The sequence below is a fragment of the Bradyrhizobium sp. CCBAU 11430 genome, assembly GCF_028128855.1.
Classification (GTDB): domain Bacteria; phylum Pseudomonadota; class Alphaproteobacteria; order Rhizobiales; family Xanthobacteraceae; genus Bradyrhizobium; species Bradyrhizobium ottawaense.
On record NZ_LBJV01000058.1, the window covers coordinates 26,358 to 50,307 of the forward strand.

The window sequence follows — 23,950 nt, forward strand, 5'->3', positions numbered from 1 at the left end:
GAGTTACGAACAGGCACCTGCCCGTATTTTGTGCGAATCTCTGTCTATATTGGCTCATTTCCACAAAATGTCACTCGGTCGCAACATCCGGGCGTTACCGGGGATGAGACCATCCGGCGTTGCAGCATAGCGATCGGCGAGCGGCGATCTTATGACGCTTGTACGGCGAAGCCTTGAGCGCCGCCTTGGTTACCACCTTGGGTGCCGCGTTCATCTTCCTGCTGCAATGCGGCGCGCGGAGTGCTGGCAGCGTGACAGTCGCGGCAAGCGCGCAGCAATGTATCAAAATCGGTCGCCAGGCCGTCCGACAGGATGACGATGCGATCGTTTCGCGCGCAACGGGCCAGATCGCGGATGCCGCAGAGCTGCTGCTGCAAAGCCGGCGTCGGCGTCAGCACGATCATCTTGTGGCCGCGGCTTTCCTCAGCCGAAATCTCTGCAATCGAATCCCACGGCAGAAATTCATTGCCGATGCGCAGATCGCGGATGCCGTAGGGGGTGACGACCACGACCGCCCCCCGTTCGGCGGGCAGCATCCAGATCAGCCGGCAGGTCACCAGGCCGAACAGCACGACGCCGGCATAGCCGAGCGTCGTGTCGTAGTCGCCCAAACCGTCCCACAAGTCGAAAGCGAGGCTCGCGCTGAGCAGGGTCATCGCAAACCCCGCTGCAACCAGCAGCCGTAACTGCGTCGCGCATCGCCTGATTTCGAGATCGCGGGATGCGTCGATGGTCATGGCAGATTGCTGGCTGTCGGCGACAGCAAACGCCAGACCTTCAGGATGGGCGTGCATGCTCTTCCCCAGCATGGCCATTCGCGGCCGAACCACGATGCACCAGACGGACCGGAATCCGCTGATGGCACTCCACGCAGCCACTGGCTGACGACGAAGCGGCCGGCGTTACGCAAGGAGACCCGGCCGAACCTTCGGCCAACGACTTTTTACGCAACAACCGCTACTGCCGCCCGGATCGCCATGATCGCGACGGAGTTACACTGGAGGGTATGACGCCTGTACCCTTGATTGGTTCCCTCCCGGGAGCATGTAAGCTAGAGGATAGCGCGTCAGGACCGGCGCGGAAACCCCTCGCCCGCAGGCTTGGAGATAAATAAGCATCATGAATCCCGTCAAAGAACTGGAAAAGCACGGACAAGCCGTCTGGCTGGACTTCCTGGCCCGCGGCTTCATCGCCAAGGGCGACCTGAAGCGGCTGATCGAGACCGACGGCGTCAAGGGCGTCACCTCCAACCCCTCGATCTTCGAGAAGGCGATCGGCAGCTCGGACGAGTATGACGCCCCGATCGGCAAGGCGCTGAAGCGCGGCGACCGGACCGTGGCCGACCTGTTCGAGGCCGTCGCGATCGAAGACATCCAGAACGCGGCCGACGTGCTGCGCCCGGTCTATGACCGCCTCGAGGGCGGTGACGGCTATGTCAGCCTGGAGGTCTCGCCCTATCTCGCCATGGACACATCAGGCACGGTCACTGAGGCGCGCCGGCTCTGGAAGGACGTTGGCCGCAAGAACCTGATGGTGAAGGTGCCGGCGACGCCGGAGGGCCTGCCGGCGATCGAGCAGCTGATCGGCGACGGCATCAGCATCAACATCACGCTGCTGTTCTCCAAGGCGGTCTACCTCCAGGTGGCCGAAGCCTACATCGCCGGCCTCGAAAAATACGTCGCAGGCGGCGGCGATCCCTCGCATGTCGCGAGCGTGGCCAGCTTCTTCGTCAGCCGTATCGACTCCGTGGTCGACAAGCAGCTCGACGACAAGATCGCCCGCGCCAACGATCCGTCCGAGAAGGAGCGGCTCGCCGCGCTCAAGGGCAAGGTCGCGATCGCCAACGCCAAGGTCGCCTACCGGGACTACAAGCGCCTGTTCTCGGGTCCCCGCTGGGACAAGCTCGCCGCCAAGGGCGCCAAACCGCAGCGGATGCTGTGGGCCTCCACCGGCACCAAGAACAAGGATTACAGCGACGTCCTCTATGTCGAAGAATTGATCGGCCCCGACACCATCAACACCGTGCCGCCGGCAACGCTGGATGCGTTCCGCGACCATGGCAAGCCGCGCGACAGCCTGGAAGAGAACGTCGAGGACGCCTACCGAGTGCTGGAAGAGCTGGAGCGCTCCGGCGTCTCGCTCGACGCCATCACCGAAGAGCTCGTCAAGGACGGCGTCAAGCTGTTCGCGGACGCCGCCGACAAGCTCTACGGCGCCGTCGCCCACAAGCGCGCCACGGTGCTTGGGCCCGCGCTCGACCGCCAGTCTCTCTCGCTCGGCGACGGGCTCGGCAAGGCGATGGCCAAGAGCACGGAGGAATGGCGTGCATCGGCCAAGATCCGCAGGCTGTGGCAGCGCGACAAGTCGGTCTGGACCGGCACGGACGAGGACAAATGGCTCGGCTGGCTCGACAGCGCCGCCAAGGCCGACGTCGCCGATTACGAGGACTATGCCGGCCGCGTGAAGGGGCAAAAGTTCTCCGACGCCGTCGTGCTCGGCATGGGCGGATCGAGCCTCGGGCCGGAGGTGCTGGCCGAGACTTTCGGGAAAAAGCCCGGCTTCCCAAAATTGCACGTGCTGGATTCCACCGATCCGGCGCAGGTGCGGGCGATGGAGGCCCGGATCGACATCGCCAACACCGTGTTCATCGTCTCCAGCAAGTCGGGCGGCACCACCGAGCCGAACGCGATGAAGGACTATTTCCATGAGCGCGTTGCGCAAGCGCTCGGCCCGAAGGCGAAGACGGGCTTCCGCTTCATCGCGGTGACCGATCCCGGCTCATCGCTGGAGAAGGCCGCCAAGAAGCTGAACTACGCCCGCATCTTCCATGGCGAGCCCTCGATCGGCGGACGCTATTCCGTGCTGTCGCCGTTCGGCCTCGTGCCGGCGGCGACCGCCGGCATCGACGTCAAGACCTTCGTCAAGCACGCGCTCGCCATGGCGCGCTCCTGCGGACCGGACGTGCCGCCGAGCGAAAACCCGGGCGTGCAGCTTGGCCTTGCCATCGGCCTCGCCGGCCTCGAAGGCCGCGACAAGGTGACGATCCTGTCGTCGAAGAAGATCGCCGATTTCGGAGCTTGGGCCGAGCAGCTCATCGCGGAATCGACCGGCAAGGAGGGCAAGGGCCTGATCCCGATCGAGGGCGAGCCGCTGGGCGACCCTTCCGTCTACGGCAACGACCGGTTCTTCATCGACATCCGCGTCGAAGGCGAAGCGGACGCCGCCCACGACTCCAAGCTTGCCGCGATCGAGGCGGCCGGCCATCCCGTGGTGCGCATCGTGATGAAGTCGATCGACCATCTCGGCCAGGAGTTCTTCCGCTTCGAGATGGCGACCGCTGTGGCGGGCTCGGTCCTCGGCATCAACCCGTTCGACCAGCCGGACGTGGAAGCCGCCAAGATCAAGACCCGCGAGCTTACCGCGTCGTTCGAGAAGACCGGCGCGTTGCCGGAAGAGCAGCCGGTGGTCAGCACCGATGAGGCCGATCTCTACACCGACGAGGCCAACGCCACCGCGCTGCGCGCCGCCGGCGCCAACGGCGACCTCACCTCGTGGCTGAAGGCGCATCTGTCGCGCTCCGGCGACGGCGATTACGTCGCCCTGCTCGGCTATGTCGCGCGGGACAAGCTGACCATCGACGCGCTCCAGGCCATGCGGCTCGAAGTCCGTGAGAAGCGGCAGGTCGCAACCTGTGCCGAGTTCGGACCGCGCTTCCTGCACTCCACGGGGCAGGCCTACAAGGGCGGACCCGACAGCGGCGTGTTCCTCCAGATCACCGCTGATGATGCCAAGGACCTGGCGGTACCCGGCCAGAAGGCGAGCTTCGGCGTGATCAAGGCGGCGCAGGCACGCGGCGATTTCGACGTGCTCACCGAACGCGGCCGGCGCGCGCTGCGCGTCCACCTCAAGGGCGGGCTCAAGAAGGGTCTCGCGGCACTCAATGCGGCGCTCAACGACGCGCTGAACTAAGGGAATATTGCAGATGCAACTCGGCATGATCGGCCTCGGCCGGATGGGCGGCAACATCGTTCGCCGCCTGATGCGCCAGGGACATTCGACCGTGGTCTATGACAAGGACGCCAAGGCCGTCGCGGGCCTTGCCGCGGACGGTGCGGTCGGCTCCTCGACGCTCGAAGACTTCATCTCGAAGCTCGAGCGGCCGCGCACGGCCTGGGTGATGCTGCCTGCGGGGCACATCACCCAGACCACGATCGAGACCATCGCGGGCGTGATGCAGGCGGGCGACGTCATCATCGATGGCGGCAACACCTTCTGGCAGGACGATGTCCGCCGCGGCAAGGCGCTGAAGGAACGCGGCATCCACTATGTCGACGTCGGCACGTCGGGCGGCGTCTGGGGCCTCGACCGCGGCTATTGCATGATGATCGGCGGCGAGAAGCAGGTGGTCGACCGGCTCGATCCGATCTTCGCCGCGCTGGCGCCCGGCGCCGGCGACATTCCACGCACGGAAGGACGCGAGGGCCGCGATCCCCGCATCGAGCAGGGCTACATCCATGCCGGCCCGGTCGGCGCCGGCCATTTCGTCAAGATGATCCACAACGGCATCGAATACGGCCTGATGCAGGCCTATGCCGAAGGTTTCGACATCCTCAAGAACGCCAATATCGAGGCTCTCCCGGCGGATCACCGCTACGATTTCGATCTCGCCGACATCGCCGAAGTGTGGCGGCGCGGCAGCGTAATCCCGTCCTGGCTGCTCGACCTCACCTCGACGGCCCTCGCCGACAGTCCGCAGTTGACGGAATATTCCGGCTTCGTGGAAGATTCCGGCGAAGGACGCTGGACCGTGAACGCGGCGATCGACGAGGCCGTGCCGGCCGAAGTTTTGACCGCGGCGCTCTACACACGTTTCCGTTCCCGCCAGGAACACACCTTCGCCGAAAAAATTCTCTCCGCGATGCGCGCAGGTTTTGGCGGCCACAAGGAGCCGAAGCAGCCGGGCGCCGCGAAGTCCAAATAAGAGCTCAGTAAGCGTACCAAGCGAAGGCCGACAATTCGTGACAAAAGACCCGCAAGTAAAGCGCAAGCCGGAAAATTGCGCCTTCGTCATCTTTGGCGTGACCGGCGACCTCACTCATCGGCTGGTGATGCCGTCGCTCTACAATCTGGCGGCCGAGCATCTGTTGCCGGAAAAGTTCTGCGTCGTCGGCGTGGCCCGCAGGGGGCAGTCGGATGACGAACTGCGCAACAGCCTGTTGAAGGGACTGCGCCAGTTCGCGACCCGTCCCGTGGACGACGACATCGCAAAGAAGCTGCTGGAATGCGTGACCTTCGTCGAGGCCGATCCGAAGGACCCGCCGTCGTTCGATCGCCTGCGCGAGCACCTGGATTCGCTGGAATGCGCGCAGGAAACCGGCGGCAACCGACTGTTCTATCTGGCGACGCCGCCCACTGCGTTCGCACCGACGGCGCGCGAGCTCGGCCGCACCGGCATGACGAAGGAGAACGGCGCCTGGCGGCGGCTGGTGATCGAAAAGCCGTTCGGGACCGACCTCGCCTCGGCCAAGGCGCTGAACGCCGAGTTGCTGAAGATCATGGACGAGCACCAGATCTACCGGATCGATCATTATCTCGGCAAGGAGACCGTGCAGAACATCCTGGTGCTGCGCTTTGCCAACGGCATGTTCGAGCCGATCTGGAATCGCAACCACATCGACCACATCCAGATCACGGTGGAGGAGAAGCTCGGCGTCGGCCACCGCGGCGGCTTCTACGATGCCACCGGGGCGCTGCGCGACATGGTGCCGAACCATCTGTTCCAGCTGATGTCGCTGGTGGCGATGGAGCCGCCGGCGCGCTTCGACGCCCATTCCGTGCGCTCCGAGAAGGCCGAGGTGCTTACGTCGATCCAGCAGCCGAGCCGGGAGGATGCGCTGAAGAACTCGGTCCGCGCGCAATATCTCGCAGGCCGCGTCGGCGATGACGAGATCCCGGACTACCGCAAGACCCAGGACGTCAAGCCCGGGAGCAGCACCGAAACCTTCGTTGCGCTGAAGCTTATGATCGACAATTGGCGCTGGGCCGGCGTGCCCTTCTATTTACGCACCGGCAAGGCGCTGGGCCACAAGCGCACCGAGGTCGCGATCAAGTTCAAGCAGGCGCCGCTGTCGATGTTCTCAGGCACGACAGTCGATCGCCTGTCGCAGAATTTTCTCACCATCGGCATCGCACCGACCGAGACCATCGAGCTGCAGTTCAACGCCAAGATCCCCGGACCGAGCGTCACCATCGACGGCGTCGAGATGAAATTCCGCTATGGCGATTATTTTCGGGCCGATCCCTCGACCGGCTACGAGACGCTGATCTACGACTGCATGATCGGCGACAACATCCTGTTCCAGCGCGCCGACGGCATCGAGGCCGGATGGCAGGCGGTGCAGCCGTTCCTGGACGCCTGGAAAAGCGCGGGCACCAACGGCATCGAGACCTACGAAGCCGGCAGCGACGGCCCGGCCTGCGCCGACGAGCTGCTGCGGCGCGACGGACGAAGCTGGCGGAAATTTTCGTGATGGCGGCGGCCGGACCGCCGGAGCTGATCGTCGCGGCCGACGCCGGGGCGCTGGCGCAGGCCGCGGCCGAACGGGTGATGGCGCGGATCACGGCCAACCCCTCCCGCATCGCGATCTGCCTCACCGGCGGCTCCAGCCCGAAGAAGCTCTATCAATTGCTCGGCAGCGACCCCTGGCGGGGCAAGATCCCGTGGGACCGCGTGCACTGGTTCATCGGCGACGAACGCTTCGTGCCCGACAGCGATCCGCTCAACAACATGGCGGTCGCGCGCGCGACCTTTCTCGACCGCAATGCGCCTTCCGGCCATATCCACCCGATCCCGACCACGGCCGACAATCCAGACCGAAGCGCTGAGGCCTATGCGCGCGAGCTGCAGGCCTTCTACGGTTCTGAAAGGCTCGATCCGGCGCGGCCGCTGTTCGACCTGGTGCTGATGGGCGCCGGCCCTGACGGCCACACCGCCTCGCTCTTCCCGGGCTTCCCCGAAATCGAGGAGACCGAACGCTGGGTCGTCGGGGTGCCCAAGGCCAATGTCGCGCCTTTCGTGCCGCGGGTCTCGCTCACTTTGCCCGCTTTGGCGTCCTGCCGCGAAATGCTGTTCGAGATTGCCGGGCATGACAAGCAGCCGATCTTGACGCGCATCGTCAATGGCGAGACTCTGCCGGCCTTACGCGCGCGCTCGAATGGTGAGACCGTCTGGCTGGTCGACAGGGCCGCGCTTCCGGAGGACATTCGTGGCGGGCGCTGAAGCACCTTGTGCATTGATCGTGATGGGCGTGTCTGGTTCGGGCAAGAGCACGGTTGCGGAAGCGCTCGGCGAGCGGCTCGGCTGGCGCTTCGAGGACGGTGACAGCTTTCATCCCGCCAGCAACGTCGAGAAGATGCGGGCCGGCCATCCCCTCACCGACGAGGACCGCTGGCCCTGGCTCAACGCCATCGCAGACGAGATCGCACGGGTGTGCGACGAGGGCGGGCATATCATCATCGCCTGCTCGGCGCTGAAGCACACCTATCGTGACGTGCTGCTGCGTGGACGCGACGACGTCCGCTTCGTGTTCCTGAAGGGCACCAAGGAGCTGATCGCCGAACGGCTCGCGCGGCGCAAGGGTCATTTCATGCCGCCTGGGCTACTGACGAGCCAGTTCGACACGCTGGAGCCGCCGGAGGCGGGCGAGCACGTCATCACCGTCTCGATCGACGAAACCGTCGAAGCGATCGTGGACGGGATCGTGCGGCAGCTGAAGCTGGGCGGGGCGAAGCGCTGAGATTTGGAAACCTGAAGGTTCTGTCATGACGCAAATCTCCCTCGTGGTCTCCGACGTCGACGGCACGCTGCTGACCAAGAACAAGACGCTGACGGAGCGCGCGAGGGGTGCGGTGCAGCGGCTGCACAAGGCCGGCATCGGCTTCACCATCACCTCCAGCCGTCCCGCCATCGGCATGCGCTTCCTGATCGAGCCGCTGGCGCTCTGGCTGCCGGTCGGCCCCTTCAACGGCTCCTCGATCGTCGATCCCGAGATGCGGCCGGTCGAGCAACACCTGATCCCGGCCAGCGCGGCCGAGCGGTCCTTGCAGATCCTCCGCGAATTCGGCGCCGACATCTGGCTGTTCACCACCGACAAGTGGCTGATCGACAACCCCAGCGGTAAATACGTCGCGCACGAGCAGCATACGATCCGCTCCGATCCCACCATGGTGACGGACTTTTCGCCTTACCTGTCGAGCGCCTGCAAGATCGTCGGCGCCAGCGCCGACGCCGCCAGCCTCGAGGCTTGCGAGAAGGCGATGCAGGAGGCGCTCGGCAGCGAGGCCACCGCGGTGCGCTCGCAGACCTATTATCTCGACATCACCCCGCCGGGCTTCAACAAGGGCACATTCGTGGAGGCGATGGCCAGGCGCCTGGGCATTGCGACCGGCGCCGTCGCCACCATCGGCGACATGCAGAACGACCTTGCGATGTTCGCCGTCAGCGGCATCTCGATCGCCATGGGCAACGCCACCGACTACGTCAAGGACCAGGCGACGCACGTCACTGCGAGCAACGAGCAGGATGGCTTTGCCGAGGCGATGGAGATGATCTTGAAGTGGAATGGGGTGGGCTGAACTTGATGTGAAGAGCCTCGACAGGCTTTTCCACTGCGGTGCGTTCCCTCCCCTCTTGTGGGGGAGGGAACGGAGAGAGCGCTATTACTTCGACCGCTGCACCGCCGGCTTGTCGCACTGCTGCCTTGCCGCCGACAGATTGTGCGCGGTGTTGATCAGCGCGATGTGGGTCAGCGCCTGCGGGAAATTGCCGGTCTGGCGCCGGGCGACTGAATCGTATTCCTCGGCCAGCAGCCCGACGTCATTCGCGATGCCGGCCACGCGATCGAGCAAGATCTGCGCCTTGTCGAGATCGCCGGCGAGCACATGGGCATCGGCGAGCCACAGGCTGCAGGCCAGGAACGCGCCTTCGAGCGGCGGCTGCCCTGCAGGCAGCTCGCGCGGATCGTGCCGCAGCACGAAGCCGTCGCGCACCAAGCATGTCTCGACCGCGGCGATGGTGCCACGGATGCGCGGGTCCGACGGCGGCAGGAAGCCCACGGCCGGCAGCAGCAGCACGCTGGCATCGAGCAATTTCGAGCCGTAGGATTCGACGAAGGCATTTTCCTCCACGTCGAACCCCCGGTTGCAGACGTCGCGATGAATGGCCTCGCGCAACGTACGCCAGTGCAGCAGCGGCGCCTTGAAGCCGAAGGTCTCGGCGCTCTTGATGCCGCGGTCGAAGGCGACCCAGGTCATCACCTTGGAGAAGACGTAGTGCCTGGGCTGGCCGCGCCGCTCCCAGATGCCGTGATCGGGCCGGTCCCAGACTTCGGCCAGATGATTGAGCACGGCACATTCCAGCGCCCATGTCGTTTCGTCGTCCAGCTTGAGCTTGGCCATGCGCGACTGGTGGAAGGCGTCGATCAATTCGCCATAGACGTCGAGCTGGAGCTGCGCATGGGCGGCATTGCCGACGCGCACCGGCTTGGCGCCCTCATAGCCCTTGAGCCAGCCCGCCTCCCATTCCAAGAGCCTCCGCTGGCCCCAGATGCCGTACATGATCTGCATGTTCGCCGGCGAGCCGGCCGCCGCGCGCAGCAGCCAATTGTGCCAGGCCAGGGCTTCCTCGGTGTATCCCGAGTTCATCAGCGCCAGCAGCGTGAAGGTGGCATCGCGCAGCCAGCAGAAGCGATAGTCCCAGTTCCTGCTGCCCCCGAGCTTTTCCGGCAGCGAGGTGGTGGGTGCCGCGACGATGCCGCCGGTCGGCGCGAAGGTCAGCGCCTTCAGCGTGATCAGCGAGCGCATGACGAGGTCTTGATAGTCGCCGTCGCGGGTGCAATGGCCGCACCAATCCTGCCAGAACTTTTCGGTGTCCTGAAGCGCGATCTCCGGATCGATCGGCGCGGGCGGCTCCAGATGCGAGGGGCCGTAGGTCAGCACGAAGGGTACCGTCTCGCCGGCCTTCACCTCAAAATCGGCAACCGTGGTCAGATCCTCGCCGCGAGTTTCGACAGGCGTGCGCAGCACGGTCATATCCTGGCCGGCGATGGCCATCAGCGAATGGTCGATCCGCCGCACCCAGGGGATATCGATGCCGAAGCCGAAGCGGATGACGAGCTCCATCCGCATCTTCACCGCGCCGCTGACGCCGCGGACCAGCCGCACGATGTCGGACGCCTTGCCGCGCGGCGGCATGAAATCGATCAGCGCAACGGTGCCGCTCTTCGTCTCGAAACGCGTTTCGAGGATGAGAGTGTTGCCGAGATAGCGGCGTGAGATGCTGGTGACGTCCTCGGCCGGCGTAACCAGCCAGCGGCCGTTCTTATCGCTGCCGAGGATGGCGGCAAAGCAGGCATCGGAATCGAAGGCGGGCCAGCACAGCCAGTCGATCGAGCCGTTGCGCCCGACCAGCGCCGCGGTCTCGCAATCACCGATCAGCGCATAGTCCTCGATCCTCTGAGACAACGTCGTGCGAGCCTTAACAGCCCCTGGAAGCCCTTGCGCCGTCAACTCCCGCCATTCAACGAACGTTCCCGCGTCGCTGCTCGCAAGGCCGTGAGATCGACCTTCGCGGCGATCTTGTCGAGCGCGACAGGAAGGCGCTGGCGCCAGTTCGGATGCTCGTCGATCGTGCCGGGAATGTTGGGCTGGTCGATCACGCCGAGCAGATCCTCCATGGAGACCGCGAGCAGCCGCGACGGCGTGCGCGACAGGAAGGCGAGCACCGAATAGAGGTCGTTGGCACGAATGCCGTTCTGGCGCAGGATCTCGTCGAGCCTGCCGAGCGCATCCCAGCGCGCCTGGTCGTTCTCACCGGGATCGAGCCCGAGCGAGCGCTTCATCTTCAGGTCGCCGAAGGAGCGCCAGCCGGCATAGGTCGACAGGTCATGCGTGTTCAGCGTGACCAGCGCGTTGGGCCGGTAATGGTCGACATTGCGGAAATGGCCGGCATCGTCGCGCTCGAACATCATGACCAGATAGGACCAGATGCCGAAATCCTGCATGGTCTCGCGAAAACCTTCCGGCACGGTGCCGAGGTCCTCGCCGATCACGATGCATTTGTGGGCCGCGCTCTCGCGCGCCACGGCGCCAAGCAGCGCCTCGAACGGCATCTGCACATAGGCGCCGTTATCCGGCTTGAAGCCGCGGGGCACGAGATAAAGCCGCTTCAGGCCCAGCACGTGATCAAGCCTGATCGCGCCGGCATGGCGCATCGAGGCCGCCAGCATGTCGGCGAACGGCACGAAGGATTGCGCTTCCAGGCCGCCGGCGTTGAAGCCGGCAAGACCCCAGTCCTGGCCGATGGTGTTGAGCACGTCGGGCGGCGCGCCGACGGCGAGATGACGGGAGATCGCCATCTGCTCGTTCCAGGCATCGAAGCCGTTGGACTGCACGCCGACGGCGACGTCGAGATAGAGCCCGACGCGCATGCCGAGCTGGCTGGCAAGCTCCTTGGCAGCATGCAGCTGGCTATCTGCGGTCCATTGCACGAATTCGACGAACTCGACCTCGCGCTTGTCAGGCCCATTGCGCAAGCTGGCGCATTTTGCCTCGTCCGGTTGCTGCCATTCAACCGGCCATTCCCACCATGGCGCGGTGAAACGATGGCGCAGCACCTCGAAGCAGGCGAAGCGGGACAATAGCGGCGCGCGGGCGGCGCGGAAGGCGTCGAACGCCTTGCGGCGCGCCGCGCTTGCCGTCGTCACGAAGCTGTCAAAGGCGGCGCGCAGGCCCAGCCATTTCAACGCCGCCATGTCGGCATAGGGGACGCGATCGCCTTGGCGCAGACGGGCCGCGGTCGCGGCCGCGTCGGGCACGAGGTCTGCGGAGAATTCGGGAATGGCTTCGACGTCGATATAGAGCGGATTGAGGAACAGCCGGCTATTCGGCGAGTAGGGACTGCAATCGGCCGGGTGGTCGTCGAACAGGACATGCAACGGATTGAGTCCGACACCGTCAGCCCCCAGCTGCTTTGCGAGCCGGACGAGATCGGCGAGATCGGTGAAATCGCCGATGCCCCAATTGCGGTCCGAACGGACGCTGTAGAGCTGCACGGCAAGCAGCCAGCCGCGATCGAAATCGCCGCCGAAGGCGCGCTCGGGCGCCACGATCATCGGCACCTCTTCCGTCACACCTTCGGCATCGGTCAGTGTCAACCGGTGATAGCCGAGCGGCAGGCCGGCAGGCCAGGGGATCACGGGCTCGCGCGTCTCGCCCTCGGCGATCACCTCCCCCTTTGCGGCCAATTTCCACTTCAGCGGCGGCGCGCCGATCGTCGCCAATTCGGTGCGCGGATGCCCCAAGGCGCGGACCACGACCGGCCCGCTGACGAAGCGGTAAACCCGCTTCTCCGGCAGGGCATCGAGAATGGATTTGAGGGCCACGGGATCGGTGACCCGCAGCTTTCCGAGGGCGTCGATGAATTCGGATTGAACGCCCTTGATCCGGGCTTGAGCTAAAAGATCCATTCGGCACGCAGCTTGCAGGCCACCCTTTTGCCGGGGGCATCAATTTTAACGAGACGGTGGAAGACGTTAGTCAGCCCTAACTCGCAGACCGCGCCACCCGTTCCCGAGGGAACTAATGACACACAACCGGCTTTCTATATAGGTACCAAGCGTAGGTTCCCGACAAGGGAAACGGGCTCCTGCTTTCTTGTCAATGGCATCACCGTGAACAAGACAATTCAAACTGTCGAAAGTGCCGCAGCCGGCAGCGCTTTCCTGATCGAGGACGTCTATCCCGCAATCGACGCCGGCCGCTTCGCGGTGAAGCGGATCGCGGGTGAGCGCATGGAGGTGTGGGCCGATGTCTACCGCGATGGCGATGCCGTGGTCGGGGCCGCGCTGATCTGGCGCCGCGAGCAGGACCGCGACTGGAAGCGCGAGCCGATGGACCATCGGGGCAATGACCGCTGGTCCGGCGGATTCACACCCGTTGAGCCCGGCCAACATGTCTACGCGATCGAGGCCTGGACCGACGAGTTCGCCACCTGGTCGCACGGAGTCGCGCGCAAGCAGCGAATGGGTGCCGATGTCAGCCTCGATGCGATCGAGGGGGCCGGGCTCCTGACCAAGGCGCATGGCGCGCGACAGGACGCGGCAGCGGTCATCGTCAGACAGTGCGAGGATTATCTTCAGACCGGCGACGTCGCCTCGCTGCTTGCGGCCGAGCTCGGCAATGCCATGGCAGAGAGCCAGTCCCGGCCAGACCTGACCCGCTCGCAGCCTTTCCCGCTGACCGTCGACCGCGACAAGGCGCGCTTCGGCGCCTGGTATCAGATGATGCCGCGCAGCCAGAGCCAGGTCGCCGGCCAGCACGGGACGCTGCGCGACTGCATCGCCCGCGTGCCCGATATCGCCGCGATGGGTTTTGACGTGCTCTATTTGACGCCGATCCAGCCGATCGGCCGCAGCCGTCGCAAGGGCCGCAACAATGCGCCGGTGGCAACCGACGGCGAGCCCGGCTCGCCCTACGCGATCGGAGCCGCCGAGGGCGGCCACGATGCGCTGCATCCCGATCTCGGCACCATCGAGGATTTCCGCGCGCTGGTTGCGACCTGCCTGGAATACGGTCTCGAGCTCGCGCTCGATTTCGCCGTGCAATGCTCGCCCGACCATCCCTGGCTGACGCAGCATCCGGAATGGTTCAAATGGCGGCCGGACCGCTCGGTGCGGACCGCGGATGGACCCTATTCGGACATCGTGATCCCCGATTTCGACTCCGTCGACAGGGCCGGGCTGTGGAACGGGTTTCGCGATGCCATGCTGTTCTGGATCGACCAAGGCGTCACCATCTTCGCCATCGACAACCACGACACCGCGCCGCTTGCATTCTGGGACTGGCTGATCCGCGACATCCGCCGCCGGCATCCCGAGGTGATCCTGTTCTCCAAGACGTTTGCCCGGCCGAAGCTGATGAAAGGCCTCGCCAAGCTGGGCTTTGCGCAGTCCTTCACCTATTTCCCCTGGCGCACGACAAAGTGGGAGCTGGAGCAATATCTCGGCGAGCTGACGCGCTATCCCGAGCGCGACTTCTATCGCCCGAACCTGTTCGTCAACACGCCCGACCTGCTGCCCTATCATCTCCAGGGCGGAGAGGCCTGGGCGTTCAAGTCGCGCGTTGCGCTGGCGGCGACATTGTCGGGCAGCTACGGCGTTTACAGCGGCTTCGAGCTGCTGGAACACGAGGCGATGCCCGGCCGCGAGGAATATCTGGATTCCGAGAAATACCAGATCCGGCAACGCGACTGGGACCGGCCCGGCAACATCAAGTCCTACATTGCCGGTCTCAACCGCATCCGCAACGACAATGCCGCGCTCCAGCAAACGGCAAATTTGCGGTTTCTCGGCATTGAGGACGGCGAGACGATCGCCTTCGTCAAGGAGGCGGCCGAGCCGGCCAACACCGTCCTCATCGTGATCGCGCTTTCGGGCCATTTGCGCGAGTGCTGGCTGCCGCTCGGCGACGTCACCGTTGACGCCGGCGGGCAGCGGCATCATATGACGACACTCGAAAACCTTCTCACCGGCGAACAGTCCCGCATCGAATGGGGCGGGATCAGGTTGCGTATCGATCCCGACCGCGATCCGGCGCTCTTGTTCCGCTGCCTGGCGTAAGGGGCCACGCCATGAATGTTCTGTCTTCCGTCGACACCAAGAAGCTTGAGGCTGCTGAGATCGTGGATGAGCTCTGGTACAAGGACGCCATTATCTATCAGCTCCACGTCAAGGCCTTCGCCGACAGCAACAATGACGGGATCGGCGATTTCGCCGGCCTGACCGAGAAGCTGCCCTATCTGCAGGAGCTCGGCGTCACCGCGCTGTGGCTTTTGCCGTTCTACCCCTCGCCCGGCCGCGACGACGGCTACGACATCGCCGACTACGGCTCGGTCAATCCCGATTTCGGGACGATGAAGGACTTCAAGCGTTTCATCCAGGAAGCGCAGAAGCGCGGCCTGCGCGTCATCACCGAACTCGTCGTCAACCACACCTCGGACCAGCACAAATGGTTCAAGCGCGCGCGCCGCAGCCATCCCGGCTCCAGCGCCCGCAACTGGTATGTCTGGAGCGACACCGACCAGAAATACCAGGGCACGCGCATCATCTTCACCGACACCGAAAAGTCGAACTGGACCTGGGATCACGAGGCCGGCGCGTTCTACTGGCACCGCTTCTTCTCGCACCAGCCCGATCTCAATTTCGACAATCCGCGCGTGGTCAGCGCGCTCATCCAGGTGATGAAGCGCTGGCTGGACGCCGGCGTCGACGGCTTCCGGCTCGACGCCATTCCCTATCTGTGCGAACGCGACGGCACCAACAACGAGAACCTCCCCGAGACGCATGCGATCATCAAGCGCCTGCGCCACGAGCTGGATTCCTACTCCAAGGGCAAGCTGCTGCTCGCGGAGGCCAATCAATGGCCGGAGGACGTGCAGGAATATTTCGGCCGCGGCGACGAGTGCCACATGGCCTACCACTTCCCGCTGATGCCGCGCATCTACATGGCGATCGCGCAGGAGGACCGCTTTCCGATCACCGACATTCTGCGCCAGACGCCGGACATTCCGGCAAGCTGCCAATGGGCGCTGTTCCTGCGCAACCATGACGAGCTGACGCTGGAGATGGTCACCGACGTCGAGCGCGATTATCTCTGGACCACCTACGCCAACGATCCCCGTGCCCGCATCAATGTCGGCATCCGCAGGCGCCTTGCGCCGCTGATGGACAATGACCGGCGCAAGATCGAGCTGATGAACTCGCTGCTGCTGTCCTTCCCCGGCACGCCGATCATCTATTACGGCGACGAGATCGGGATGGGCGACAACATCTATCTCGGCGACCGCAACGGCGTCCGCACGCCGATGCAGTGGAGCCCTGACCGCAACGGCGGCTTCTCACGCTGCGACCCGGCCCGCCTCTACGCGCCGCTGATCATGGATCCCGTCTACGGCTACGAATCGGTGAATGTGGAGGCGCAGTCGCGCAGCCTGTCGTCGTTGCTCAGCGCCACCAAGCGGCTGATCTCGGTGCGCAAGTCGACGCTCGCTTTCGGCCGCGGCACCATGACCTTCATCCGCCCGGCCAATCGCGCCGTGCTCGCCTATGTCCGCCAATACCGCGACGAGGTGATCCTCTGCGTCGCCAATTTGTCGCGCGCAGCGCAAGCGACCGAGCTCGACCTGTCGCCTTGGAAGGACCGCATCCCGCAGGAGATGCTGGGACGGACGCGTTTTCCGGCGATCGGCGAACTGCCCTACATGATCACGCTGGGGCCCTACGGCTTCTACTGGTTCCAGCTCCAGGAGCGTGACAAGTCCGAGCCGGTGACGCCGCGCGCGGTGCCAGAGTTCGAGACGCTGGTGGTGCCGGTGAACTCGAACTGGGTGTCGCTCGCCCGCGAGCGCGGCGTGTTCGAGCGCGACGTGCTGCCGGGATTCTTGTCGCGGACGCGGTGGTATCCCGAGCACAATCCCAAGCACATCAAGACCGCGCTGACCTCGGCGGTGCCGTTCTGCGACATCGGCGACAACAGGCCCTGGATCGCGTTCTTTGAGAGGCCGGACCAGGACGCTGCGCCGCGTTACGTGCTGCCGATGCAGATCGAGTGGGTGCGCTTCGACCGCGAGCGGTTCAACCCGAAGGCGCTCGCCGCCGTGCGCCAGGGCGCGCGCGAGGGCACGCTGCTCGACGTGGCGACCGATCAGATCTTCATCGGCCTGTTCCTGCGCAACCTGTCGCAGAACCTGGTGGTGGAAGAGAACAATCTGCGGCTGGAGTTCAAGGCGACCAGCCGATTCGCCGATTACACCATCAAGGAGCCCGAACGCATCCGCGCGATCGAGCAATCGAACAGCACCGCGCTGGTCGACAACCAGTACGTCGCCAAGCTCTACCGCCAGCTCGAAAGTGGCATCAATCCCGAGATCGAGATCGGCCATTATCTCACCGAGGTCGCGCGCTTTGCCAATACGCCGGCGTTGCTCGGCAGCGTCGAGCTGGTCGAAGGCGATCAGCGCAGCACGCTCGGCGTGCTCCATGCCTATGTCGAGAACCAGGGTGACGGCTGGACCGTGACCACGGGTTATCTCGATCGCTATATCGACGAGCAACGCGTGTTGTCGGCAGGCGAAGCGCCGCGCGAGACCCAGGAGCAAGCGCCTTATCTGCACTTCATCGCGCAGATCGGCCGGCGGCTCGGCGAGTTGCATGTTGCCCTGGCGGCGGCAAAGCCGGACGATCTCGCCCCGGAGCCGATCGGCTCTGCGCACGTCAAACGCCTCGTGTCCGACCTCAAGGCGCGGGCCGAGCGGATTTTCGAACGGCTGGCCGACAGCCGCGACGGCCTGCGGGAGGCGGACCGGCCGCTGATCGACCAGCTCGCCGCCGTGCGCGCGTCCCTGCCCGCCACCCTGAATGCGCTATTGCCTTCCGGGATCGGCGGGCTGAACATCCGTCATCATGGCGACTTCCGCCTCGGGCAGACTCTGATCGTGAAGGACGATATCTTCATCATCGACTTTGACGGCAATCCCCGTGTGCCGCTGGCCGACAAGCGGCGCAAGCTGCCTGCCGCGCGCGACGTCGCCGGCCTGATCCGCTCGATCGATCTTTCGGTTAACGCGGCGCTGAGCCGCGCACTCACGGGTGCCTCCGACGAGCAGGGCCGGATCACCGCCGCGCTCGACGAATGGCGCGAGCGAACCGCCGCAACCTTCCTGTCCGCCTATCGCGAGGCCGTGACCGATCGACGGCTGTGGCCGGAGGATCGGCAATCCGCAGAAGGCCTGTTAAGGTTTTTCCTGCTTGATCAAGCCTTCGATGAAGTAGAGTACGAGCTGTCCAACCGGCCTGAGGGGCTCCATGCGCCGCTGACCGGACTGCTTCGCATTCTGTCCAGTGCCGGGAGCGAAGCCCATGCCTAAACTGCCTGCCGAGGCCTATGCGATCATCGAGGGCCGCCACTCCGACCCCTTCCACTATCTCGGGCTGCATCCCGAGGGCGGTAAAAGCGTGGTGCGCGCCTTTCTCCCCGAGGCCTCAAATGTCGAGGCAGTCGGCGAGCGTGGCGAAGTCGCTCCGCTCGACCGCGTGCACGATTCCGGCCTGTTCATCGGGGCCCTGCCCAATGGCTCGAAGCACTATCAGCTGCGCGCAAAATTCGGCGGCAACGTCGTCGAGTTCGAGGACGCCTACCGCTTTCCGCCGATCCTGACCGATTTCGACCTCTATTTGCTGGGCGAAGGCACCGATCAGCGCCTTTACGACAAGCTCGGGGCGCATCCGATGCGGCTCGAGGGCATCGACGGCATCGGCTTCGTGGTGCTGGCGCCGAACGCACGCCGCGTTTCCGTGGTCGGCGATTTCAATTTCTGGGACGGACGTCGCCATCCGATGCGGGTGCGCGGCGCCGGGTATTGGGAATTGTTCATTCCGCATGCCAAAGCCGGCGATCACTACAAGTTCGAGATCATCGGGCCGCACGGCCATCTGCTTCCGCTGAAATCAGACCCGATGGCCTTTGCCAGCGAAGTCCGGCCGAAGACGGCCTCCATCGTGTTCGACGAGGCGGATCTGGCGCGTCCGCGCCCGGCGCCTGACGGCATCAACGCGCTGTCGGCGCCGATGTCGATCTACGAGGTCCATCTCGGCTCGTGGCGTCGCAAGAACGGCGATGAATGGCTGACCTATCGCGAGCTGGCCGAACAGTTGCCGGCCTATGCCCGCGACATGGGCTTCACCCATCTCGAATTCCTGCCCGTGAGCGAGCATCCCTTCGATGGCTCCTGGGGCTATCAGCCGACCGGCCTCTATGCGCCGACCAGCCGCTTCGGCACGCCGGAGGATTTTGCCGCCCTCGTCGATGCCTGCCACCGCGAAGGCGTCGGCGTGCTGCTCGATTGGGTGCCCGGTCACTTCCCCGACGATCCCCACGGGCTCGGCAGCTTCGACGGCACCGCGCTCTACGAGCACGCCAACCCGCTCCAGGGCCGCCATCTCGACTGGGGCACCTTGATCTATAATTACGGCCGCACCGAAGTGACGAACTTCCTGGTGTCGAACGCGCTGTTCTGGATGGAGCGTTATGCCATTGACGGCTTACGCGTCGATGCCGTCGCGTCCATGCTCTATCTCGACTACAGCCGGCCGCCCGGCGCCTGGATCCCGAACCAATATGGCGGCCGCGAAAACATCGAGGCGATCAACTTCCTGCGCCGCTTCAACACGGAAGTATTCGCGCGCTTCCCGCAGGCGACCACGGCGGCCGAGGAATCCACGGCCTGGCCGCAGGTCTCACGCCCGGTCGAATTCGGCGGGCTCGGCTTCGGCTACAAGTGGAACATGGGCTGGATGCACGACACGCTGAACTACATCAGCAAGGATCCGATCCATCGCAAGCACCATCACGGCGACATCCTGTTCGGCCTGCACTACGCCTTCTCGGAAAACTTCATCCTGCCGCTCTCGCATGACGAGGTCGTGCACGGCAAGCGCTCGATCCTCGGCCGCATGCCCGGCGACGAGTGGCAGCGCTTTGCGAATTTGCGCGCCTATTACAGTTTCATGTTCGGCCATCCCGGCAAGAAGCTGTTGTTCATGGGCGCGGAAATCGCCCAGAGCCGCGAATGGAATCACGACCAGTCGCTCGACTGGCACCTGCTCGAATACAAGTATCATTCCGGCATCCAGTCACTGATCCGCGACCTCAACCGGCTCTACCGCGCGGTGCCGGCGCTGCACCAGATGGACTGCGACCAGGCCGGCTTCGAATGGCTGATCACGGATGATGCCAACCGCAACGTGTTCGCCTGGCTGCGCAAGGGATTCGACGAGCAGGCGCGGTGTCTCGTCATCATCAACTTCTCTCCCAATGTCTATCGCAACTATCGCGTTCGCGTGCCCTTTGCCGGCAAATGGAAGGAAGTGTTCAATTCGGACTCCGCCCATTATGGCGGCAGCAATGTCGGGAACATCGGCGAGGTTCATGCCGTTGAAGGCAAGGCGCCCGAGCTCCGCCTCACCATTCCGCCGCTCGCCGCGATCTTCCTCGTTCCGGAAAGCTGACACATGCGCCTGACTGCTGGATCGCCTGCACGCCTCGGCGCAAGCTGGGACGGACGCGGCACCAATTTCGCGCTGTTCTCCGCGAACGCACAGAAGGTGGAACTCTGCCTGTTCGACGCGCAAGGCCGCCGCGAGCTCGAACGCATCGAGCTGCCTGAAAGAACCGAGGATGTCTGGCACGGCTATCTCAACGACGTCTCGCCCGGCCAGCTCTACGGCTATCGCGTGCACGGCCCCTACGAGCCTGAGCACGGCCACCGCTTCAACGCGAACAAGCTGCTGCTCGATCCCTATGCCAAGCGGCTCGCGGGACGCCTGGTCTGGAGCGATGCGCATTTTGCCTACCGCACCGGAAGCGCGCGCGAGGATCTCTCCTTCGACCGGCGCGACAATGCCCGCGGCATGCCCAAGGCCGTCGTGGTCGACGAGACCTTCAACTGGGGCCGCCGCGAGATCCGTCCCAACATCCCATGGGAAGACACCGTCATCTACGAGGCTCACGTCAAGGGTTTGACCCAGAAGCGCGACGACGTGCCACCGAACCTGCGGGGCACCTATGGCGGGCTGTCTTCGCCGGCGATGATCGAGCACCTGAAGAAGCTCGGCGTCACCACGGTCGAGCTGCTGCCGGTGCACAGCTTCGTCGACGACCGCATCCTGGTGGAGAAGAAGCTCGCCAATTACTGGGGCTACAACTCGCTCTCGTTCTTCGCGCCGGAGCTGCGCTACGCCCAGGACAACGCGCTCGACTCCTTCCGCACCACGGTGGCGCGCCTGCACGATGCCGGCATCGAGGTGATGCTCGACGTCGTCTACAACCACACCGCCGAAGGCAACCATCTTGGTCCGACGCTGTGCTACCGCGGCATCGACAACGCCTCCTATTACTGGCTCAACCGCGAGAACCCGCGCTATTACGACGACTTCACCGGTTGCGGCTCGTCGGTCAATCTCACCCATCCGCGCGTGCTGCAGATGGTGATGGATTCCTTGCGCTACTGGGTCGAGGTCTGCCACGTCGACGGCTTCCGCTTCGACCTCGCCACCACGCTCGCGCGCGGACCGAACGGTTATGATCGCGGCATCTCGTTCCTGACCGCGATCCGGCAGGATCCGGTGCTCGCGACGGTCAAGCTCGTCGCCGAACCCTGGGACCTTGGCCTCGGCGGTTACCAGGTCGGCGCATTCCCCTCGCAATGGTCGGAATGGAATGATCGCTATCGCAGCGCCATGCGCCGCTACTGGAGCGGCGAAGGCAGCCTGATCGGCGACATCTCCAGCCGGATGACGGCATCCTCCGACCTGTTCAACCATGACGGACGGCGGCCGCGCGCCAGCATCAATCACATCACCGTCCACGACGGCTTCACGCTCGCCGACCTCTTCAGCTACAACGAGAAGCACAACGAGGCCAACGGCGAGGACAACCGCGACGGCTCCAACGACAACCACAGCAACAATTGCGGTGTCGAGGGTCCGACCGACGATCCTGATATCATCGCCCTGCGCCGCCAGCTTCGCAAGAACGTGCTGGCCTGTCTGATGCTGGCGCAGGGTGTTCCGCTGATCCTCGCCGGCGACGAGGTCGGCAACTCGCAATCCGGCAACAACAACGCCTATTGCCAGGACAACGAGATCGGCTGGGTCGGCTGGGACAATCTCGGCAAAGAGGGCGACGACATGGTCGATTTCGTCGGCCATCTCGCCGACATCCGCCGCCGGTTCTCGCAACTTCGCAGCCATCGCTGGCTCGACGGCCGCCCCGCAGACGGCGTGTCGTACGGCGCATTGTGGCTGACACCTGCGGGTGACGAGATGACGGAGAACGACTGGAAATTCCCGGAGGGAAGATTCCTCTCCTATGTGATGGGCCCGATGGAACCGGGTGGGGCCGCGATCTTTATCGTACTGAACGCCGCCCCCGAAGAGATCGCATTCAAATTGCCCAAAATGCCCGAATACAAGAGCTGGCAGCAGATCTTGAACACGACCGATGCCAAGCTGAATACGGTCGAGTTCCCGCCCGGGAGCGATAGCAAGGCGCCGCCGCGCTCCGTACTCGCCTTCGCGGGGGCGCTATGAGGCCATCCTTCGGGGCGAGGCCGACAAAGGACGGCGTGTCGTTCCGCCTGTGGGCGCCTGGCGCTCGCCGTGTCGACCTCCTGCTCGACCGAAGACACGCGATGCAGCGCCGGCAGGATGGCTGGTACGTGGCGGATATTTCCGGCCTCACCGCCGGCAGTCCCTACAAGTTCAGGATCGACGACGAGATCGAGGTACCCGATCCCGCCTCGGCCTTTCAGCCCGAGGATGTGTTCGGCCCGAGCGAGGTGATCGATCACGACGCCTTTTCGTGGCGTGCGCGCGATTGGCGCGGCCGGCCCTGGGAAGAGACCGTGCTGATCGAGACCCATGTCGGCACCTTCACCTCCCAAGGCACTTACCGCGCCATGATCGACAAGCTCGATCATCTTGTCGCAACGGGCATCACCGCGCTGGAATTGATGCCGCTGGCCGATTTCGCCGGGCGCCGCGGCTGGGGCTATGACGGCGTGCTGTGGTACGCGCCCGACAGCGCCTATGGCCGGCCCGAAGACCTGAAGACGCTGATCGACGAAGCGCATCTGCGCGGGCTGATGGTATTCCTCGACGTCGTCTACAATCATTTCGGGCCCGAGGGGAATTATCTCGGCCGCTATGCTCCGACCTTCTTCACCGATGCTCACACGCCCTGGGGCAGTGCGATCGACTATCGCGTGCCGCAGGTGCGCGCATTCGCGGTCGAGAACGCGCTGTCCTGGCTCAGCGACTACCGTTTCGACGGCCTGAGGCTGGATGCCGCCAATCACATCATGGCAATCCCCGGCGAGCAGTCGATGCTGCAGGACCTCAGCGTCGCCGCCGGCGAGCTTGCCAAGGCCACGGGGCGGCGCATCCATCTCGTGCTGGAGAACGGCGACAATCGCGCCAGCCTGCTCGACGCGGCGCAGGAGCCGCCGAATGGCAAATATCGGGGACAGTGGAACGACGATTATCACCACGTCTGGCACGTGATGCTGACCGGCGAGCTCGCCGGATACTACGCGGATTATCAAACGCCACGGCTCGATCTCGCCCGCGCGCTGGCCTCCGGCTTCGTCTACCAGGGCGAGGTTTCGGAGTTCTGGGGCAAGAAGCCGCGCGGCGAGCCGAGCGGCAAGCTGCCGCCGGCGACCTTCGTCAATTTCCTGCAAAACCACGACCAGATCGGCAATCGTCCGCTCGGCGACCGGCTCGAGAGCCTGGCATCATCGCAGCAGATCGAAGCGGCGCTTGCAGTGACACTGCTCGCGCCGATGGTGCCGATGCTGTTTCAGGGTGAGGAATGGGGCTCCACGGCGCCTTTTCCGTTCTTCTGCGATTTCCACGGCGAACTCGCCGATGCCGTCCGCAAGGGGCGTAAGCAGGAATATGCCTGGGCTTACGAGAAGTACGGCGACGAGGTGCCCGACCCGCTCGATCCGGCAACGCTGCAATCGGCCGTGCTCGACTGGACCGGCCGCACGCCGCAGCAGGACGCGCGGCTCGCGCTGGTCCGGGAGCTGCTCGCGCTTCGCCGCAAGGAGATCATGCCGCGGCTGAGGGGCGCGAGTTTCGGCGAAGCCGAGGCGGCCGACAGCGGCCTGCTCACCGCGCATTGGCGCATGGGCGACGGCACGGTGCTGCGCCTGACCGCCAACTTGTCGGACCACGAGATCGTCTCCAATGTCAGCGCGGGTACGCCGATCTGGGGCGGCGAGACCGGCGACCGGCTTCCGCCCTGGTCGGTGATCTGGCGCCTCGGAGGTTAG

General features: G+C 64.7%; 14 protein-coding genes. 11 read left to right on the forward strand and 3 right to left on the reverse strand.

What is annotated here, in order from left to right; all coding sequences use genetic code 11:
- Window positions 1-149 precede the first annotated feature (149 nt).
- Window positions 150-815 carry an STM3941 family protein gene (locus tag XI04_RS18370; RefSeq protein ID WP_028145665.1) on the reverse strand — a complete coding sequence of 222 codons (666 nt, stop codon included), beginning with the start codon at window positions 813-815 and terminating at the stop codon, window positions 150-152.
- Window positions 816-1,119: 304 nt separating this feature from the next.
- On the opposite strand from XI04_RS18370, the gene XI04_RS18375 reads away from it, so the two are divergent.
- From XI04_RS18375 to XI04_RS18400, 6 genes are read left to right on the forward strand one after another with little or no spacing between them, the layout of a single operon-like run.
- On the forward strand, window positions 1,120-3,969 hold the full coding sequence (locus XI04_RS18375) for a bifunctional transaldolase/phosoglucose isomerase (protein ID WP_028145666.1): 2,850 nt from the start codon (window positions 1,120-1,122) through the stop codon (window positions 3,967-3,969).
- Window positions 3,970-3,982: 13 nt separating this feature from the next.
- Window positions 3,983-4,981 carry a phosphogluconate dehydrogenase (NAD(+)-dependent, decarboxylating) gene (gnd, locus tag XI04_RS18380; protein ID WP_028145667.1) on the forward strand — a complete coding sequence of 333 codons (999 nt, stop codon included), beginning with the start codon at window positions 3,983-3,985 and terminating at the stop codon, window positions 4,979-4,981.
- Window positions 4,982-5,018: 37 nt separating this feature from the next.
- Complete coding sequence (gene zwf / locus XI04_RS18385; protein WP_028145668.1) at window positions 5,019-6,530, forward strand: glucose-6-phosphate dehydrogenase; 1,512 nt, start codon at window positions 5,019-5,021, stop codon at window positions 6,528-6,530.
- Window positions 6,530-7,279 (forward strand): 6-phosphogluconolactonase, encoded by a 750-nt coding sequence (gene pgl / locus XI04_RS18390; protein ID WP_271610441.1) that lies wholly within the window; start codon window positions 6,530-6,532, stop codon window positions 7,277-7,279. The genes zwf and pgl overlap by 1 nt, the downstream gene beginning before the upstream one ends.
- Entirely contained in the window at window positions 7,266-7,796 is a 531-nt protein-coding gene (locus XI04_RS18395) for a gluconokinase (protein ID WP_212475143.1), read from the forward strand. The genes pgl and XI04_RS18395 overlap by 14 nt, the downstream gene beginning before the upstream one ends.
- A 25-nt stretch (window positions 7,797-7,821) precedes the next feature.
- Window positions 7,822-8,634 (forward strand): HAD family hydrolase, encoded by an 813-nt coding sequence (locus XI04_RS18400; RefSeq protein ID WP_271610436.1) that lies wholly within the window; start codon window positions 7,822-7,824, stop codon window positions 8,632-8,634.
- 84 nt (window positions 8,635-8,718) lie between these two features.
- Here XI04_RS18400 and XI04_RS18405 read toward each other — a convergent pair whose 3' ends face one another.
- The gene (locus XI04_RS18405; protein ID WP_212475142.1) at window positions 8,719-10,521 is read right to left on the reverse strand and encodes a glycoside hydrolase family 15 protein; all 1,803 of its coding nucleotides are present in this window, start codon (window positions 10,519-10,521) and stop codon (window positions 8,719-8,721) included.
- A 41-nt stretch (window positions 10,522-10,562) separates the two neighbouring features.
- Window positions 10,563-12,524 carry a 4-alpha-glucanotransferase gene (gene malQ / locus XI04_RS18410; RefSeq protein WP_271610435.1) on the reverse strand — a complete coding sequence of 654 codons (1,962 nt, stop codon included), beginning with the start codon at window positions 12,522-12,524 and terminating at the stop codon, window positions 10,563-10,565.
- 204 nt (window positions 12,525-12,728) lie between these two features.
- Here malQ and XI04_RS18415 point away from each other — a divergent pair, with 204 nt between their 5' ends.
- The 5 genes from XI04_RS18415 to treZ are packed head-to-tail and all read left to right on the forward strand — an operon-like array spanning window position 12,729 to window position 23,950.
- Window positions 12,729-14,675 (forward strand): maltotransferase domain-containing protein, encoded by a 1,947-nt coding sequence (locus XI04_RS18415; protein WP_271610434.1) that lies wholly within the window; start codon window positions 12,729-12,731, stop codon window positions 14,673-14,675.
- Between the two features lie 11 nt (window positions 14,676-14,686).
- Window positions 14,687-17,980 carry a maltose alpha-D-glucosyltransferase gene (gene treS, locus XI04_RS18420; protein WP_152102459.1) on the forward strand — a complete coding sequence of 1,098 codons (3,294 nt, stop codon included), beginning with the start codon at window positions 14,687-14,689 and terminating at the stop codon, window positions 17,978-17,980.
- Window positions 17,973-20,120: a 1,4-alpha-glucan branching protein GlgB gene (gene glgB, locus XI04_RS18425; protein ID WP_028145676.1), complete on the forward strand. Its 2,148-nt coding sequence runs from the start codon at window positions 17,973-17,975 to the stop codon at window positions 20,118-20,120. Before treS ends, glgB begins: the two co-directional genes overlap by 8 nt.
- Before the next feature lie 3 nt (window positions 20,121-20,123).
- Window positions 20,124-22,202 (forward strand): glycogen debranching protein GlgX, encoded by a 2,079-nt coding sequence (glgX, locus tag XI04_RS18430; protein WP_028145677.1) that lies wholly within the window; start codon window positions 20,124-20,126, stop codon window positions 22,200-22,202.
- Window positions 22,199-23,950: a malto-oligosyltrehalose trehalohydrolase gene (gene treZ / locus XI04_RS18435; protein WP_152102457.1), complete on the forward strand. Its 1,752-nt coding sequence runs from the start codon at window positions 22,199-22,201 to the stop codon at window positions 23,948-23,950. The genes glgX and treZ overlap by 4 nt, the downstream gene beginning before the upstream one ends.